We start from the raw sequence: 15,651 nt of genomic DNA on the forward strand, positions 1-15,651 counted from the left end.
ATATTCAACGTGAGAAGTGTTGATGGTGATACCACGAGCTTTTTCTTCCGGCGCGTTATCGATCTGGTCGAATGCACGAGCAGCACCGCCGTAGGTTTTAGCCAGTACGGTGGTGATTGCAGCGGTCAGAGTAGTTTTACCGTGGTCAACGTGGCCGATAGTACCAACGTTAACGTGCGGTTTTGTACGTTCAAATTTTTCTTTAGACACGGCTATATTCCTTACTATAGTGCTCTCCCCTTCAGGAGAGAGCACGGGACTTTGGTATTAACCCTTAGGCTTATTTACCACGGGCTTCAATTACGGCCTGAGCAACGTTACTCGGCGCTTCATCATACTTCAGGAATTCCATAGTGTATGATGCACGACCTTTGGTCAGAGAACGCAGCTGAGTTGCGTATCCGAACATTTCAGACAGCGGTACTTCAGCGTGGATCTTAACGCCAGTAACTTCAGATTCCTGACCTTTGAGCATACCACGACGACGGCTCAAGTCACCGATAACGTCACCGGTGTTCTCTTCCGGAGTTTCTACTTCAACCTTCATGATCGGCTCAAGCAGAACTGGTTTCGCTTTCTTAAAGCCTTCTTTAAAGGCGATAGAAGCAGCCAGTTTAAACGCCAGTTCAGAGGAGTCAACGTCATGGTAAGAACCGAAGTGCAGACGAATACCCATGTCTACTACCGGGTAGCCTGCCAGCGGACCTGCTTTCAGCTGTTCCTGGATACCTTTATCAACGGCCGGGATGTATTCGCCAGGGATTACACCACCTTTAATGTCGTTGATGAACTCGTAGCCTTTCGGGTTTGAACCCGGCTCCAGCGGGTACATGTCGATAACAACATGACCATACTGACCACGACCACCAGACTGTTTCGCGTGTTTACCTTCAACATCGGTAACTTTCTGGCGGATAGTTTCACGGTAAGCAACCTGCGGTTTACCTACGTTCGCTTCAACGTTGAATTCACGCTTCATACGGTCAACGATGATGTCGAGGTGCAGTTCGCCCATACCCGCGATGATGGTCTGGTTAGATTCTTCGTCAGTCCATACACGGAAAGACGGGTCTTCTTTAGCCAGACGGCCCAGAGCCAGACCCATTTTTTCCTGGTCAGCTTTGGTTTTCGGTTCAACTGCGATGGAGATTACCGGCTCAGGGAATTCCATACGTTCCAGAATGATCGGCGCATCCGGGTCACACAGGGTGTCACCAGTGGTTACGTCTTTCAGACCGATAGCAGCAGCGATGTCGCCCGCGCGAACTTCTTTGATCTCTTCACGTTTGTTAGCGTGCATCTGAACAATACGACCGAAACGCTCACGTGCAGCTTTCACGGAGTTCAGTACGGTATCACCAGAGTTAACCACACCGGAGTAAACACGGAAGAAGGTCAGGTTACCAACAAACGGGTCGGTAGCGATTTTGAACGCCAGTGCAGAGAACGGCTCGTCATCACTTGCGTGACGTTCAGCCGGAGTGTCTTTACCGTCGTCCAAGATACCGTTGATCGCAGGTACGTCAAACGGGGATGGCAGGTAATCAATTACCGCATCCAGCATCGCCTGAACACCTTTGTTCTTGAACGCAGAACCACAGGTTACCAGGATGATTTCGTTGTTCAGAACGCGCTGACGCAGAGCACCTTTGATTTCTGCTTCAGTCAGTTCTTCACCACCCAGGTATTTTTCCATCAGCTCTTCAGAAGCTTCAGCTGCGGATTCGATCAGGTTCTGGTGCCATTCGTTAGCCAGTTCAACCATGTCTGCCGGGATATCTTCGTATTCGAAGGTTACGCCCTGGTCAGCGTCGTTCCAGTTGATAGCTTTCATTTTCACCAGGTCAACAACACCGGTGAAATGTTCTTCAGCACCAATCGCCAGCTGCAGCGGAACCGGGTTCGCGCCCAGACGGGTTTTGATCTGGTTAACAACTTTCAGGAAGTTCGCACCCATGCGGTCCATTTTGTTAACGAACGCAATGCGCGGAACTTTATATTTGTTTGCCTGACGCCATACGGTTTCAGACTGCGGCTGAACACCACCAACTGCGCAGTAAACCATTACCGCACCATCGAGAACACGCATGGAACGTTCTACTTCGATTGTGAAGTCAACGTGCCCCGGGGTGTCGATGATGTTGATGCGATGCGGCTCATACTGCTTAGCCATACCAGACCAGAATGCAGTAGTCGCAGCGGAAGTGATGGTAATACCACGTTCCTGCTCCTGCTCCATCCAGTCCATGGTTGCAGCGCCGTCATGAACTTCACCGATTTTATGGTTTACACCGGTGTAGAACAGAATACGTTCGGTAGTAGTGGTTTTACCGGCGTCGATGTGCGCACTGATACCGATGTTACGGTAGCGTGCGATGGGTGTTGTACGAGCCATTTGTTTCCTCGTTTATCTTTTAGGCGTTCAATTTAAGTAGCCCAAAGCGGGCTGCTTACTGGAAGCGCCCGCCTGGTGACTAAAACTCCGAAGGGATTACCAACGGTAGTGTGCGAACGCCTTGTTGGCTTCGGCCATACGGTGAACGTCTTCACGTTTCTTAACTGCAGTACCTTTGTTTTCTGCAGCATCAGAAAGTTCGTTCGCCAGGCGCAGAGCCATGGATTTATCACCGCGTTTACGAGCAGCTTCAACGATCCAACGCATTGCCAGAGCATTACGACGAACCGGACGGACTTCAACTGGTACCTGATAAGTAGAACCACCAACGCGGCGAGACTTAACTTCTACAGTCGGGCGCACGTTTTCGAGAGCTACTTCGAATGCTTCCAGTTCAGATTTACCAGAGCGCTGAGCCAGGGTCTCCAGCGCGCTGTATACGATAGATTCAGCAGTAGATTTTTTACCATCTACCATCAGGATATTTACAAATTTAGCCAGCAGTTCTGATCCGAACTTCGGATCCGGCAGAATTTTACGCTGACCAATGACGCGACGACGTGGCATGGAAATACTCCGTTGTTAATTCAGGATTGTCCAAAACTCTACGAGTTTAGTTTGACATTTAAGTTAAAACGTTTGGCCTTACTTAACGGAGAACCATTAAGCCTTAGGACGCTTCACGCCATACTTGGAACGAGCCTGCTTACGGTCTTTAACGCCGGAGCAGTCAAGCGCACCACGTACGGTGTGGTAACGAACACCCGGGAGGTCTTTAACACGACCGCCACGGATCAGGATCACGGAGTGCTCCTGCAGGTTGTGACCTTCACCACCGATGTAGGAAGTCACTTCGAAACCGTTAGTCAGACGAACACGGCATACTTTACGCAGCGCGGAGTTCGGTTTTTTAGGAGTGGTAGTATATACACGAGTACATACGCCACGTTTTTGCGGGCATGCTTCCAGCGCAGGCACGTTGCTTTTCGCAACTTTGCGAGCACGTGGTTTGCGTACCAGCTGGTTAACTGTTGCCATTAAATAGCTCCTGGTTTTAGCTTTTGCTTCGTAAACACGTAATAAAACGTCCTCACACAATATGAGGACGCCGAATTTTAGGGCGATGCCGAAAAGGTGTCAAGAAATATACAACGATCCCGCCATCACCAGGCCATCTGGCTGGAGTGCTTAACCGTAAGTCTGACGAAATCAGTATAGTCAATGGGAATGATGTCGTTCAAAATTTGACCAGTCAAACCGCGGGCAATAAGGTCTTCGTTCAGGGCATAGACCTTAATGGGGGCATTACGCAGACTTTCAAGGTAGCGGTTACCGTCAACTGCGGCAGTTACGCCATCTTGCAATAATAGCAGTTCGTCTCCTTCACTGAGCAGACGCAGCAGCGCAGCAAAATCCGTCAGCCAGGGTGAACGATGTAACGTGTGCAGCATAAACGCCTCAAAACCTCAAAATAACATCGTAGTTGGCGAGTTCGCGGCGTAAGGCATCTGCTTCGAGCGGCGTGGCTTCGACAACAAAGGGTGTCTGCGGATCTAACCCGCGTTCGCGCAGTGAAGCCGCACAAACCCAGCACTGTTCAATGTCGTACAGACTCAACAATTTAAAAGTGGCAATGTAATCACGCGCCAGCACTGCATCGGGCTTTTGTCCTGACAGCAGCTGAAAAACGCCATCAGCAATAAAGAAGACGGCCAGATCGTCAGTTAATGCGGAAGTTGCCAGTAAAGCATCTAAACCTTCCCGACCAGCAGCTGTACCATGAGGTGCAGTAGAAAAAACAAACGCAATTCGTTTCATCAGAACTGTACCACCCTGTCACAGGTCAGCGAGGCTTCCGCCAGCGCGCCAAGTCCGCTTAAGGTAAATCCCGGCTGAAGGTTTGACGAAGCCAGCCCCAGCCTTCCTGCTTCAGTTTCATCGACGATACCGCGGCGTAACGCTGCCGCTACGCAGATATTCAGCGCCACACCATGTTGCGCATTCAACTGTTGCCAGCCGCGCACAAGGTCAAATTCGTCGCTTGCCGGTGAGGTCAGTTGGTTAGCGTTATAGACCCCTTCCCGATAGAAAAAGACGCTGCTTAACTTATGGCCTTCTGCTATCAGCGCCTGCGCAAACTGAAAAGCACTACTCGCCTGTTGCGTACCGTATGCTGGCCCGGTCACCACGATGGCAAAACGCATTACTTATCTTGCCCCTGAAAATCACCGCTCTTGAACTGGCGGATGTAGAGATAGACAGTGTGTTTGGAGATGTTCAGGCGGTCAGCAACCTGGTTGATCGCATCTTTAATATCGAAGATCCCTTTCTCGTAGAGATTCAGCACGATCTGACGATTTTTGGCGTTATTAGAAACATTGCGATCGGCATTCACTTCTTCGATGGTGAACTCCAGCGTTTGGGTAACCAGATCTTCAACAGAAGAGGCAAAGTTGACGCTTGAACCGACATCCGGGGTTTCTGGCGGAACAAAAGTGCTCATAATCTGCGAGAAGGGAACATCAAGATTCATATTGATGCACAGCAGACCAATTACACGCTGTTCGCGGTTACGAATCGCGATAGTCAGGGACTTCATTAATACGCCGCTTTTGGCGCGAGTAAAGTAGCATTTAGAAACGCTGCTATCCGCTCCCGTCATATCGTGCAGCATACGTAGCGCCAGGTCAGTAATTGGCGAACCAATCTTCCGGCCTGTATGTTCACCGTTAGCAATGCGAATGGCTGAACATTTTAGATCCTGCAAAGAGTGCAAAACGATTTCACAGTGGGAGCCAATAAGCATCGCTAACCCGTCCACCACCGCTTCGTAGGATTTCAGAATATCAAAATCGGTCTGGTCGAAAGGACGTTGATCCAGTAAATCCAACTCACTGGTTTCGTTGGTTAAAAGCGACCTGGACATGAAAAAAAACACTCCTTTTCAGGAGCCTGTCGTTAACTTTTCAGGGCAGGCTCATTAATGATGCGGGTAACTAAATTAATACAGCGGAGGTTCCGCTTTCCAGCACTAATTATATCCGGCCTGTAATAAAAAAACCGCCGCCTGGTCAGGCGGCGGTTCTTAATGCTTATTTTTTAGCAGAATCTGCGGCTTTCGCATCAGCTTCCGGCTTTGCATCAGCCTTCGGCGCTGGTTTCACATCCAGCAGCTCTACGTCAAACACTAGGGTAGAATTCGGTGGGATCCCCGGAACACCCGCTTTGCCGTAAGCCAGTTCTGGTGGAATAACCAGTTTGATCTTACCGCCTTTCTTGATGTTCTTCAGACCTTCTGTCCAACCCGGGATAACACCGTCCAGATGGAAAGAAAGCGGTTCACCACGGGTGTAAGAGTTGTCGAACTCTTTACCGTCGATCAGCGTACCTTTGTAGTTCACTACAACAGTATCGCTGTCTTTCGGTGCTTCGCCTTTACCGGCTTCTACTACCTGATAAACCAGACCAGTTGAAGAGGTTTTCACACCTTTCTCTTTGGCAAATTTCTCGCGGTACTCTTTACCTTTTGCTTCGTTATCAGCCGCGTCTTTTTCCATCTTCGCCTGAGCAGAAGACTTCACGCGAGCTTCGAATGCTTGCAGAGTCTGTTCGATCTCTTGGTCGGAGAGTTTGCTCTTATCAGCAAATGCATCCTGAACACCAGCGATCAGCTGATCTTTATCCAGTTTGATGCCCAGTTTTTCTTGTTCTTTAAGAGAGTTTTCCATGTAACGACCCAGCGAAGCACCCAGTGCATAAGCTGATTTCTGATCGTCATTTTTGAACGCTGCTTTGCTGTCAGCAGTTGTAGCAGGTTTTGCAGCTTCAGCAGCAAAAGTGGTTGGTGCATGCAGGGCAACGGCCATTGTGGTCGCCAGTAGCGTTACTTTAAACAGTGATTTCATCCATATCTCCAGGATCGGGGCATCTCACCCCAGGGTTAACTATTATCAGAAGGGTACTATAAAGCGTTGTCGAACAAATCTACATACAGACACGCCCTATTATCATCTATTTTCAGACTCTTTTTGTTTAAATTAGTTTCGATGACCGCGAAATGAGTGCTGTCTCGGGCAGCAAAGTTAAGTAGAATCCGCGCCGACCATTCGACAAAAGAGGTGAATCATGCAGGATTTATCATTGGAAGCACGCCTGGCAGAGCTGGAGAGCCGACTGGCTTTTCAGGAAATCACCATTGAAGAACTGAACGTCACGGTGACCGCTCATGAAATGGAGATGGCGAAACTGCGCGATCATCTGCGTCTGCTGACCGAGAAGTTAAAAGCCAGCCAGCCGTCGAACATCGCGTCGCAGGCTGAAGAAACGCCACCGCCACATTATTGAGGCGTAAAAAAAGCGGGGATTCCCCGCTTTTTTGTCACCTTTTCGGTATTAGTGGCAACCACAACCGCCGTTGCCTTTACCGCCACAGCAGCCTTCGCCACCGTGTTCATGACCGTGATCGTGGCCATGACCGCCGCAGCAACCGTCGTGATCGTGATCGTGATCGTGGTGATGATCGTGCGCGCCGTGAACGTGGCCATGAGCCAGTTCTTCTTCGGTCGCTTCGCGAATCGCCACAACTTCAACGTTGAATTTCAGGTTCTGACCGGCCAGCATGTGGTTACCATCAACCACTACGTGATCGTCTTCAACCGCAGTGATTTCAACCGGTACCGGACCCTGGTCAGTTTCAGCCAGGAAACGCATACCTACCTGCAGTTCATCAACGCCCATAAATACGTCTTTAGGAACACGTTGCACTAGGTTTTCGTCGTACTGACCGTAAGCGTCGTTCGCGCCAACAGCGACATCAAATTTGTCGCCAACTTCATGACCTTCCAGCGCCGTTTCCAGGCCAGAGATCAGGGAACCGTGACCATGCAGGTAGTCCAGCGGCGCACTCACCGGAGACTCATCAACCAACACACCGTCTTCTGTACGTACCTGATAGGCCAGGCTGACCACCAGGTCTTTTGCTACTTTCATGATATCTCCTGAGCATGGGAAGAATAGTGGCGCAGATTGTAGCGGAATTCTGCAGCCGTGTACTCACTAGCTTAAAAAAACTCGGCGCATATCGCTAGTCCGGATGAAAAATCCCGATCACTTGCTCATCTTTGCGAACGTGATCGCGGGCTTCTTTGTCTGCTTCTCGCATCTGATGTCCGCACTTAACACATTCAACAATATCAATATTATTTTCGCGCCACATCGCCATTGAATCCTGCGCCTGACAGGCCGGGCATTTTGCGCCCGCTATAAAACGTTTTCGGATTGCCATCCTTACCCTCTACTCAAATTCATCCCAGCCGTCCAGCTGGCGTCGTTCTTGTTGCATTTCACGCTGGAAAATCTCTTCCAGTTCGCGTCGGGCTTCCCTGGCGCGAGAAATTTGTACGGTATCAGCATGCATCGGGATTAACTCCCGCAGCATTCGCATATCCAGGCGGCGAAAATGCAGTTACGCCCGCTGTGCCTGATGCGGATGCATGCCAAGCGTGACCAGCGTCTTGCGCCCCAGCTCTAACGCACTGTAGAATGTTTCACGGGAAAACTGCGTCACCCCTGCCTGTAATAACTCATGCGCTTCCACACGTCCGCGCGCTCGCGCAAGAATATGCAAATGCGGAAAGTGCTGCTGGCATATTTCCACCAGCTTCATGGTGTCTTCCGGCTCGTTACAGGTAATGACGATAGACTCAGCGGCCTCTGCACCCGCAGAACGTAAAAGATCGACCTGCGTGGCGTCGCCGTAATAAACTTTGTAGCCATATTTACGCATCAGGTTAACGGCGCTGATATCCCGCTCCAGCACGGTAATGCGCATTTTATTTGCCATCAGCAAACGACCAATCACCTGACCAAAACGCCCGAAGCCCACGACAATGACCTGGGGTTTATCATCGTTGACCCACGGTTTTTCGTCTTCTTCTTCCGGTCCGTTAAACTGGCGGGATAGCCATTTATCCACCAGCTTCATCAGCAACGGCGTGGTCATCATGGAAAGCGTCACCGTCACCAGCAACAGCGCCATCTGGTCGCCCTGGAATAAACGTTGTGAAGAAGCGGTAGAAAAGAGGACAAAGGCAAACTCACCGCCCTGACTCAACACGCCAGCAAACTGCATCCGCTCTGAGCTACGCACGCCATACAATCGCGCCAGCAGATACAGCACGAGAATTTTCACCGCCACCAGCACAACCACGCTTATCACTACCCACAACAGATGGGTATAAAGCACCCCGAGGTTGAGCGACATGCCGACAGAGATAAAGAACAAACCGAGCAGCAAGCCTTTGAAGGGATCGATAGCCGTTTCCAGTTCATGGCGATATTCACTTTCCGCCAGCAGCACGCCCGCAATAAATGTACCGAGCGCCATCGACAGCCCCAGCGCATCCATAAACAATGCGGAACCCAACACCAGCAGCAGCGTCGCGGCGGTGAACACTTCCCGCACGCCAGAAGCTGCAATAAAGCGGAATACCGGACGCAGTAAATAGCGCCCACCAATCAGCATGCCGACAAACGCCAGCACCTTCATGCCGATCTTCATCCAGTCGAAATGTTCGTCTGCCGACCCCGCCAACAACGGCACTAACGCCAGTGCTGGGATCACTGCCAGATCCTGAAACAGCAGAACCGAAAACCCGAGCTGGCCGGATTCGCTGCGATTCATCCCTTTCTCACGCATCAATTGCAACGCCATTGCAGTTGAAGACATCGCAAGGCCAATGCCACCGACCACCGCCGCCTGCCAGGCGAAATCCGTCAGCATCAATAATCCCGCCAGCAACGCCGCGCTTAACAGCACCTGTGCCGCGCCTACGCCAAAAATCGAACGCCGCAGTTGCCAAAGTTTGGAGGGATTCAACTCAAGGCCGATGATAAACATCAGGAATACCACGCCGAGTTCCGAAAAGTGGAGGATCTCATCGACGTCGCTAATAAACACCAGCCCCCACGGGCCAATTGCAATCCCTGCCAGCAAATATCCCAACACAGCGCCAATCCCCAGCCGCGATGCCAACGGCACCGCAGCCACCGCCGCGAAGAGAAACAGCACTCCTGCGAGTAAAAAATCGGAACCTTCCATCAGCGGCCTCCTGGAGACAGCGGATTTGCCAACCAGTCACCGTAGGCTCTGGCGTGGCTCGCCAGCTCCTTTGCGCTTTGCCGTCTCGCCCAGTAAATAATGATGGGACTTAACCAATGCATCCGGCACATGCCCGCCGCCAGTTCAAAGGGGCGCAGCACATCGCTCATCGGGTAGCGATTCAGCGCGTCATAACGGTAAGCACTTTCCGGCTCGCCGGTGGTAATCACGTTACGCCAGTACTTTCCCTCCAGTTGGTTTCCTCCCGGCCCGCTGGCAAAACCACGACTTAATACCCGGTCCAGCCACTCTTTCAGTAGCGCCGGGCAGCTATAGGTATAAAGAGGATGCTGAAAGACAATCACCTCGTGCTCGCGCAGTAATGCCTGCTCACGGGGGATATCAATAAAAAAATCGGGATAGTGCGCGTAAAGGTCGTGCACGGTAACATTGCTGAGCTGCGTGGCCGGTTTAAGCAGTACCCGGTTTGCCACCGAGTCCTGAGATTCCGGATGGGCATACAGCAGCAAAACTTTCGCTGGCTGAGACATCATCCCCCTCCCGGTATGGTTTTTGTGTATAGTCGCTGTTTTGGGCTACCATTGCGCCCGGTGCGGCAGCTCGCCCATACATTACATTATCATAATGATAAGTTAACATAGTCTGAACATACGGCGCCTTATGATTGTTTTCTCCTCGTTACAAATTCGTCGCGGCGTGCGCGTCCTGCTGGATAATGCCACCGCCACCATCAACCCCGGGCAGAAAGTCGGCCTGGTGGGTAAAAACGGCTGTGGTAAATCTACCCTGCTGGCATTGCTGAAAAATGAAATCAGCGCCGACGGCGGCAGCTACACCTTTCCGGGAAGCTGGCAACTGGCGTGGGTGAATCAGGAAACGCCAGCGTTACCGCAAGCGGCGCTGGAATATGTCATTGACGGCGACCGTGAATATCGTCAACTGGAAGCGCAGCTGCACGACGCCAACGAACGTAACGACGGGCACACCATTGCGACCATTCATAGCAAGCTGGATGCTATTGACGCATGGAGTATTCGCTCCCGTGCCGCCAGCCTGCTGCACGGCCTCGGTTTCAGCAATGAACAACTGGAGCGCCCGGTAAGTGATTTCTCCGGTGGCTGGCGTATGCGTCTTAACCTTGCCCAAGCGCTGATTTGCCGTTCAGACTTGCTGCTGCTCGACGAACCGACTAACCACCTCGATCTCGATGCCGTTATCTGGCTGGAAAAATGGTTGAAGAGCTATCAGGGCACGCTGATCCTGATCTCTCACGACCGCGACTTCCTCGATCCGATCGTTGATAAAATTATTCATATCGAACAACAAAGCATGTTCGAGTACACCGGCAACTACAGTTCGTTTGAAGTACAGCGCGCCACCCGTCTGGCGCAGCAACAAGCGATGTACGAAAGCCAGCAGGAACGCGTGGCACATCTGCAAAGTTATATCGATCGTTTCCGTGCCAAAGCCACCAAAGCGAAGCAGGCCCAGAGCCGCATTAAGATGCTGGAACGTATGGAGCTGATTGCCCCCGCACACGTCGACAACCCGTTCCGCTTTAGCTTCCGCGCGCCGGAAAGCCTGCCAAATCCGTTACTGAAGATGGAAAAGGTCAGCGCAGGCTATGGCGATCGCATTATTCTCGACTCGATTAAATTGAATCTGGTCCCCGGCTCGCGCATTGGTCTGTTAGGCCGCAACGGCGCAGGTAAATCGACATTAATCAAACTGTTAGCCGGTGAACTTGCGCCAGTCAGCGGTGAAATTGGTCTGGCGAAAGGGATCAAGCTCGGCTACTTCGCCCAGCATCAACTTGAATACCTGCGCGCCGACGAATCACCTATTCAACATCTGGCACGTTTAGCGCCGCAGGAGCTGGAACAAAAACTGCGTGACTACCTCGGCGGCTTTGGTTTCCTGGGCGATAAAGTAACCGAAGAAACGCGCCGCTTCTCCGGTGGGGAAAAAGCCCGCCTGGTGCTGGCATTAATTGTCTGGCAGCGTCCGAATCTGCTGCTGCTCGACGAACCGACTAACCACCTTGACCTCGACATGCGTCAGGCACTCACCGAAGCATTAATCGAGTTTGAAGGCGCGCTGGTTGTCGTTTCGCACGACCGTCATTTGCTGCGTTCCACCACTGACGATCTCTACCTGGTTCACGATCGTAAAGTCGAACCGTTCGACGGCGATCTGGAAGATTATCAACAGTGGTTGAGCGACGTACAAAAGCAGGAAAACCAGACCGACGAAGCGCCAAAAGAGAACGCGAACAGCGCCCAGGCACGTAAAGATCAGAAGCGTCGGGAAGCGGAGCTGCGTGCGCAAACCCAGCCGCTGCGTAAAGAGATTGCCCGTCTGGAAAAAGAGATGGAGAAGCTGAACGCGCAACTGGCGCAGGCGGAAGAGAAACTCGGCGACAGCGAACTGTATGACCAGAGCCGTAAAGCGGAGTTGACCGCCTGCCTGCAACAGCAAGCCAGCGCCAAATCCGGCCTGGAAGAGTGCGAAATGGCGTGGCTGGAAGCCCAGGAGCAGCTTGAGCAGATGCTGCTGGAAGGCCAAAGCAACTGATGGCGCAGATAACGACGACCGATGCCAATGAATTTAGCAGCAGTGCTGAATTCACCCCTATGCGCGGCTTTAGCAATTGTCATCTACAAACTATGCTGCCGCGTTTGTTTCGTCGTCAGGTGAAATTCACCCCGTACTGGCAGCGGCTGGAGTTGCCCGACGGCGATTTTGTCGATCTCTCGTGGAGTGAAGACCCCGCACAGGCGAAACATAAACCGCGTTTAGTGGTGTTTCACGGGCTGGAAGGCAGTCTCAATAGCCCTTACGCCCACGGTCTGGTTGAGGCGGCGCAAAAGCGCGGCTGGCTGGGCGTGGTGATGCATTTTCGCGGATGCAGCGGTGAACCAAACCGTATGCACCGCATTTACCATTCGGGCGAAACCGAAGACGCCAGTTGGTTTTTACGCTGGCTGCAACGCGAATTTGGTCATGCGCCAACGGCTGCCGTCGGCTATTCGCTCGGCGGTAATATGCTGGCCTGTTTGCTGGCAAAGGAAGGCAATGATCTCCCGGTTGATGCGGCGGTGATTGTCTCTGCGCCGTTTATGCTGGAAGCCTGTAGCTATCATATGGAAAAGGGCTTTTCCCGCGTTTATCAGCGTTACTTGCTGAACCTGTTAAAAGCCAATGCCGCGCGCAAGCTGGCAGCCTACCCCGGAACGCTGCCGATTAATCTCGCGCAGTTAAAATCGGTACGTCGCATCCGTGAATTTGACGATCTAATCACCGCCAGAATTCACGGCTACGCCGACGCTATCGACTATTATCGTCAGTGTAGCGCCATGCCGATGCTGAACCGGATCGCCAAACCGACGCTGATTATTCACGCCAAAGACGATCCGTTTATGGATCATCAGGTGATCCCAAAACCGGAAAGTCTCCCCTCGCAGGTGGAGTATCAACTGACTGAACATGGCGGTCATGTTGGCTTTATTGGCGGTACATTACTTCATCCGCAAATGTGGCTGGAGTCACGCATTCCTGACTGGTTAACAACGTATCTGGAGGCGAAATCATGTTGATTCCGTGGCAAGACCTCTCCCCCGAAACGCTGGAAAATTTAATTGAAAGCTTTGTGTTACGTGAAGGCACCGATTATGGTGAACATGAGCGTACACTTGAACAGAAAGTCGCCGACGTCAAACGCCAGCTACAGTGCGGAGAAGCGGTGCTGGTATGGTCGGAGCTGCACGAAACGGTCAATATTATGCCGCGCAGTCAGTTTCGCGAATAACCTGCAACCGTCGGCGGACGAGATAATAGTGATAGCTAAGTCATGGAGTTACTATGTCTGCCAAACATCCGGTCATTGCGGTAACAGGATCCAGCGGCGCGGGGACCACCACCACCAGCCTCGCGTTTCGTAAAATATTCGCGCAGTTAAATCTGCATGCAGCTGAGGTGGAAGGCGACAGTTTTCACCGTTACACCCGCCCGGAAATGGACATGGCGATCCGCAAAGCGCGCGACGCCGGGCGGCATATCAGCTACTTCGGCCCCGAAGCGAACGACTTCGGCCTGCTGGAACAAACCTTCATTGAATACGGTCAGAGCGGCAAAGGGAAATCTCGCAAATATCTGCATACCTACGACGAAGCCGTACCCTGGAATCAGGTACCGGGAACATTCACCCCCTGGCAACCTTTACCAGAACCCACTGATGTACTGTTTTATGAAGGTTTACACGGCGGCGTAGTCACGCCACAGCATAACGTTGCGCAGCATGTGGACTTACTGGTCGGCGTAGTGCCTATCGTTAACCTTGAGTGGATTCAAAAACTGATCCGCGACACCAGCGAGCGCGGGCACTCACGAGAAGCAGTAATGGACTCGGTAGTGCGTTCAATGGAAGACTATATCAACTACATCACACCGCAGTTTTCCCGCACCCATCTTAACTTCCAGCGCGTTCCCACCGTCGACACTTCAAACCCGTTCGCGGCAAAAGGTATCCCGTCGCTGGATGAAAGCTTTGTGGTGATCCATTTTCGTAATCTGGAAGGGATCGATTTCCCTTGGCTGCTGGCGATGTTGCAAGGCTCATTCATTTCCCACATCAATACGTTAGTGGTACCTGGCGGCAAAATGGGGCTGGCAATGGAATTAATTATGCTGCCGCTGGTGCAACGATTGATGGAAGGAAAGAAAATCGAGTAACTTTACTATTATGCCGGATAAAATACTATCCGGCTTCACAACGGGATAGTTAAGTCACGCGGCAACCACTTCATACGAGTGAGTAATATTCACCGCTTTTTCCAGCATCAACGCCACTGAACAATATTTCTCGGCAGAGAGATCAACCGCACGCGCAACCGCTGCGTCTTTCAGGTCGCGACCGGTGACGATAAAATGCAGATTAATGTGCGTAAACAGGCGTGGTGCCTCTTCGCGGCGTTCAGAGGTCAATTTTACTTCACAATCGACCACATCCTGACGCCCTTTTTGCAGGATCGAAACCACATCGATGGCACTGCAACCACCCGCCGCCATCAACACCATTTCCATCGGACTTGGTGCTTTATCGCCTGAGTTGCCGTCCATTAAAATCTGGTGACCAGAGGCGGATTCGCCCAGAAAAGTTAACCCTTCGACCCACTTCACTCGCGCTTGCATTTTTGCTACTCCACTGCGTCAATTTTCCTGACAGAGTACGCGTACTAACCAAATCGCGCAACGGAAGGCGACCTGGGTCATGCTGAAGCGAGACACCAGGAGACACAAAGCGAAAGCTATGCTAAAACAGTCAGGATGCTACAGTAATACATTGATGTACTGCATGTATGCAAAGGACGTCACATTACCGTGCAGTACAGTTGATAGCCCCTTCCCAGGTAGCGGGAAGCATATTTCGGCAATCCAGAGACAGCGGCGTTATCTGGCTCTGGAGAAAGCTTATAACAGAGGATAACCGCGCATGGTGCTTGGCAAACCGCAAACAGACCCGACTCTCGAATGGTTCTTGTCTCATTGCCACATTCATAAGTACCCATCCAAGAGCACGCTTATTCACCAGGGTGAAAAAGCGGAAACGCTGTACTACATCGTTAAAGGCTCTGTGGCAGTGCTGATCAAAGACGAAGAGGGTAAAGAAATGATCCTCTCCTATCTGAATCAGGGTGATTTTATTGGCGAACTGGGCCTGTTTGAAGAGGGCCAGGAACGTAGCGCATGGGTACGTGCGAAAACCGCCTGTGAAGTGGCTGAAATTTCGTACAAAAAATTTCGCCAATTGATTCAGGTAAACCCGGACATTCTGATGCGTCTGTCTGCACAGATGGCGCGTCGTCTGCAAGTCACTTCAGAGAAAGTGGGCAACCTGGCGTTCCTCGACGTGACGGGCCGCATTGCACAGACTCTGCTGAACCTGGCAAAACAACCAGATGCTATGACTCACCCGGACGGTATGCAAATCAAAATTACCCGTCAGGAAATCGGTCAGATTGTCGGCTGTTCTCGTGAAACCGTGGGACGCATTCTGAAGATGCTGGAAGATCAGAACCTGATCTCCGCACACGGTAAAACCATCGTCGTTTACGGCACTCGTTAATCCCGTCGGAGT

Annotated in this window: 19 protein-coding genes and 1 pseudogene; 6 read left to right on the plus strand and 14 right to left on the minus strand. The window is 51.7% G+C overall.

All coding sequences use genetic code 11. The features are described from left to right. From ACUU1M_RS09555 to fkpA, 9 genes are all read right to left on the minus strand, one after another. Positions 1-210, minus strand: a 210-nt coding sequence (locus ACUU1M_RS09555; protein ID WP_000031661.1) for a GTP-binding protein, incomplete at its 3' end; no start/stop codon positions are given. A gap of 70 nt (positions 211-280) precedes the next feature. Further along, positions 281-2,395, minus strand: coding sequence for an elongation factor G (gene fusA / locus ACUU1M_RS09560; protein ID WP_000124696.1), 2,115 nt, complete (start codon positions 2,393-2,395; stop codon positions 281-283). Positions 2,396-2,491: 96 nt separating this feature from the next. After that, positions 2,492-2,962, minus strand: coding sequence for a 30S ribosomal protein S7 (rpsG, locus tag ACUU1M_RS09565; protein WP_001138043.1), 471 nt, complete (start codon positions 2,960-2,962; stop codon positions 2,492-2,494). 96 nt (positions 2,963-3,058) lie between these two features. Next, positions 3,059-3,433: a 30S ribosomal protein S12 gene (gene rpsL / locus ACUU1M_RS09570; RefSeq protein WP_000246815.1), complete on the minus strand. Its 375-nt coding sequence runs from the start codon at positions 3,431-3,433 to the stop codon at positions 3,059-3,061. A 125-nt stretch (positions 3,434-3,558) separates the two neighbouring features. After that, complete coding sequence (gene tusB / locus ACUU1M_RS09575; protein ID WP_000903372.1) at positions 3,559-3,846, minus strand: sulfurtransferase complex subunit TusB; 288 nt, start codon at positions 3,844-3,846, stop codon at positions 3,559-3,561. Between the two features lie 7 nt (positions 3,847-3,853). Beyond that, on the minus strand, positions 3,854-4,213 hold the full coding sequence (gene tusC, locus ACUU1M_RS09580) for a sulfurtransferase complex subunit TusC (protein ID WP_000820723.1): 360 nt from the start codon (positions 4,211-4,213) through the stop codon (positions 3,854-3,856). Continuing rightward, positions 4,213-4,599, minus strand: a complete 387-nt coding sequence (gene tusD / locus ACUU1M_RS09585) for a sulfurtransferase complex subunit TusD (RefSeq protein WP_001209706.1) — start codon at positions 4,597-4,599, stop codon at positions 4,213-4,215. The genes tusC and tusD overlap by 1 nt, the downstream gene beginning before the upstream one ends. Then, entirely contained in the window at positions 4,599-5,321 is a 723-nt protein-coding gene (locus tag ACUU1M_RS09590; protein WP_000091466.1) for a helix-turn-helix transcriptional regulator, read from the minus strand. The genes tusD and ACUU1M_RS09590 overlap by 1 nt, the downstream gene beginning before the upstream one ends. A 166-nt stretch (positions 5,322-5,487) precedes the next feature. Then, positions 5,488-6,300 carry an FKBP-type peptidyl-prolyl cis-trans isomerase gene (fkpA, locus tag ACUU1M_RS09595; RefSeq protein ID WP_000838275.1) on the minus strand — a complete coding sequence of 271 codons (813 nt, stop codon included), beginning with the start codon at positions 6,298-6,300 and terminating at the stop codon, positions 5,488-5,490. 220 nt (positions 6,301-6,520) lie between these two features. On the opposite strand from fkpA, the gene ACUU1M_RS09600 reads away from it, so the two are divergent. Beyond that, a complete protein-coding gene (locus tag ACUU1M_RS09600) occupies positions 6,521-6,739 on the plus strand; it encodes a protein SlyX (protein WP_001153615.1) in 219 nt (72 codons plus the stop codon). A gap of 48 nt (positions 6,740-6,787) precedes the next feature. Here ACUU1M_RS09600 and slyD read toward each other — a convergent pair whose 3' ends face one another. The 4 genes and pseudogenes from slyD to kefG all read right to left on the minus strand — a co-directional run bounded on the left by slyD (position 6,788) and on the right by kefG (position 10,045). Beyond that, positions 6,788-7,384, minus strand: coding sequence for a peptidylprolyl isomerase (gene slyD, locus ACUU1M_RS09605; RefSeq protein WP_016241663.1), 597 nt, complete (start codon positions 7,382-7,384; stop codon positions 6,788-6,790). Positions 7,385-7,478: 94 nt separating this feature from the next. After that, positions 7,479-7,679, minus strand: coding sequence for a YheV family putative zinc ribbon protein (locus tag ACUU1M_RS09610; protein ID WP_001007730.1), 201 nt, complete (start codon positions 7,677-7,679; stop codon positions 7,479-7,481). A 9-nt stretch (positions 7,680-7,688) separates the two neighbouring features. Next, positions 7,689-9,494 (minus strand): annotated as a pseudogene (gene kefB, locus ACUU1M_RS09615) (glutathione-regulated potassium-efflux system protein KefB). Further along, positions 9,494-10,045 (minus strand): glutathione-regulated potassium-efflux system ancillary protein KefG, encoded by a 552-nt coding sequence (gene kefG / locus ACUU1M_RS09620; protein ID WP_152028848.1) that lies wholly within the window; start codon positions 10,043-10,045, stop codon positions 9,494-9,496. The pseudogene kefB and the gene kefG overlap by 1 nt, the downstream one beginning before the upstream one ends. Before the next feature lie 130 nt (positions 10,046-10,175). Between kefG and ACUU1M_RS09625 the strand changes: the two genes are divergently transcribed. From ACUU1M_RS09625 to ACUU1M_RS09640, 4 genes are read left to right on the plus strand one after another with little or no spacing between them, the layout of a single operon-like run. After that, complete coding sequence (locus tag ACUU1M_RS09625; protein ID WP_000634829.1) at positions 10,176-12,089, plus strand: ABC transporter ATP-binding protein; 1,914 nt, start codon at positions 10,176-10,178, stop codon at positions 12,087-12,089. Then, on the plus strand, positions 12,089-13,111 hold the full coding sequence (locus ACUU1M_RS09630; protein ID WP_000057414.1) for a hydrolase: 1,023 nt from the start codon (positions 12,089-12,091) through the stop codon (positions 13,109-13,111). Before ACUU1M_RS09625 ends, ACUU1M_RS09630 begins: the two co-directional genes overlap by 1 nt. Beyond that, positions 13,105-13,323: a YheU family protein gene (locus ACUU1M_RS09635; RefSeq protein ID WP_000907085.1), complete on the plus strand. Its 219-nt coding sequence runs from the start codon at positions 13,105-13,107 to the stop codon at positions 13,321-13,323. Before ACUU1M_RS09630 ends, ACUU1M_RS09635 begins: the two co-directional genes overlap by 7 nt. Before the next feature lie 53 nt (positions 13,324-13,376). Then, complete coding sequence (locus tag ACUU1M_RS09640; protein ID WP_001274680.1) at positions 13,377-14,246, plus strand: phosphoribulokinase; 870 nt, start codon at positions 13,377-13,379, stop codon at positions 14,244-14,246. Between the two features lie 54 nt (positions 14,247-14,300). Here ACUU1M_RS09640 and ACUU1M_RS09645 read toward each other — a convergent pair whose 3' ends face one another. Continuing rightward, positions 14,301-14,705, minus strand: a complete 405-nt coding sequence (locus ACUU1M_RS09645) for an OsmC family protein (protein WP_001148908.1) — start codon at positions 14,703-14,705, stop codon at positions 14,301-14,303. 301 nt (positions 14,706-15,006) lie between these two features. On the opposite strand from ACUU1M_RS09645, the gene crp reads away from it, so the two are divergent. Further along, positions 15,007-15,639, plus strand: a complete 633-nt coding sequence (gene crp / locus ACUU1M_RS09650; protein WP_000242755.1) for a cAMP-activated global transcriptional regulator CRP — start codon at positions 15,007-15,009, stop codon at positions 15,637-15,639. Positions 15,640-15,651: the final 12 nt, after the last annotated feature.

It is taken from the genome of Shigella sp. SIG6, assembly GCF_053555815.1.

Excerpts from the sequence above, each read along its gene's own strand:
- fusA (WP_000124696.1), bottom strand. The coding sequence starts at position 2,395 with ATGGCTCGTACAACACCCATCGCACGCTACCGTAACATCGGTATCAGT.
- kefG (WP_152028848.1), bottom strand. The coding sequence starts at position 10,045 with ATGTCTCAGCCAGCGAAAGTTTTGCTGCTGTATGCCCATCCGGAATCT.
- rpsG (WP_001138043.1), bottom strand. The coding sequence starts at position 2,962 with ATGCCACGTCGTCGCGTCATTGGTCAGCGTAAAATTCTGCCGGATCCG.
- ACUU1M_RS09625 (WP_000634829.1), top strand. The coding sequence starts at position 10,176 with ATGATTGTTTTCTCCTCGTTACAAATTCGTCGCGGCGTGCGCGTCCTG.
- ACUU1M_RS09635 (WP_000907085.1), top strand. The coding sequence starts at position 13,105 with ATGTTGATTCCGTGGCAAGACCTCTCCCCCGAAACGCTGGAAAATTTA.
- ACUU1M_RS09610 (WP_001007730.1), bottom strand. The coding sequence starts at position 7,679 with ATGGCAATCCGAAAACGTTTTATAGCGGGCGCAAAATGCCCGGCCTGT.
- ACUU1M_RS09600 (WP_001153615.1), top strand. The coding sequence starts at position 6,521 with ATGCAGGATTTATCATTGGAAGCACGCCTGGCAGAGCTGGAGAGCCGA.
- ACUU1M_RS09640 (WP_001274680.1), top strand. The coding sequence starts at position 13,377 with ATGTCTGCCAAACATCCGGTCATTGCGGTAACAGGATCCAGCGGCGCG.
- ACUU1M_RS09645 (WP_001148908.1), bottom strand. The coding sequence starts at position 14,705 with ATGCAAGCGCGAGTGAAGTGGGTCGAAGGGTTAACTTTTCTGGGCGAA.
- fkpA (WP_000838275.1), bottom strand. The coding sequence starts at position 6,300 with ATGAAATCACTGTTTAAAGTAACGCTACTGGCGACCACAATGGCCGTT.
- ACUU1M_RS09630 (WP_000057414.1), top strand. The coding sequence starts at position 12,089 with ATGGCGCAGATAACGACGACCGATGCCAATGAATTTAGCAGCAGTGCT.
- tusC (WP_000820723.1), bottom strand. The coding sequence starts at position 4,213 with ATGAAACGAATTGCGTTTGTTTTTTCTACTGCACCTCATGGTACAGCT.
- crp (WP_000242755.1), top strand. The coding sequence starts at position 15,007 with ATGGTGCTTGGCAAACCGCAAACAGACCCGACTCTCGAATGGTTCTTG.
- slyD (WP_016241663.1), bottom strand. The coding sequence starts at position 7,384 with ATGAAAGTAGCAAAAGACCTGGTGGTCAGCCTGGCCTATCAGGTACGT.
- rpsL (WP_000246815.1), bottom strand. The coding sequence starts at position 3,433 with ATGGCAACAGTTAACCAGCTGGTACGCAAACCACGTGCTCGCAAAGTT.
- ACUU1M_RS09590 (WP_000091466.1), bottom strand. The coding sequence starts at position 5,321 with ATGTCCAGGTCGCTTTTAACCAACGAAACCAGTGAGTTGGATTTACTG.
- tusD (WP_001209706.1), bottom strand. The coding sequence starts at position 4,599 with ATGCGTTTTGCCATCGTGGTGACCGGGCCAGCATACGGTACGCAACAG.
- tusB (WP_000903372.1), bottom strand. The coding sequence starts at position 3,846 with ATGCTGCACACGTTACATCGTTCACCCTGGCTGACGGATTTTGCTGCG.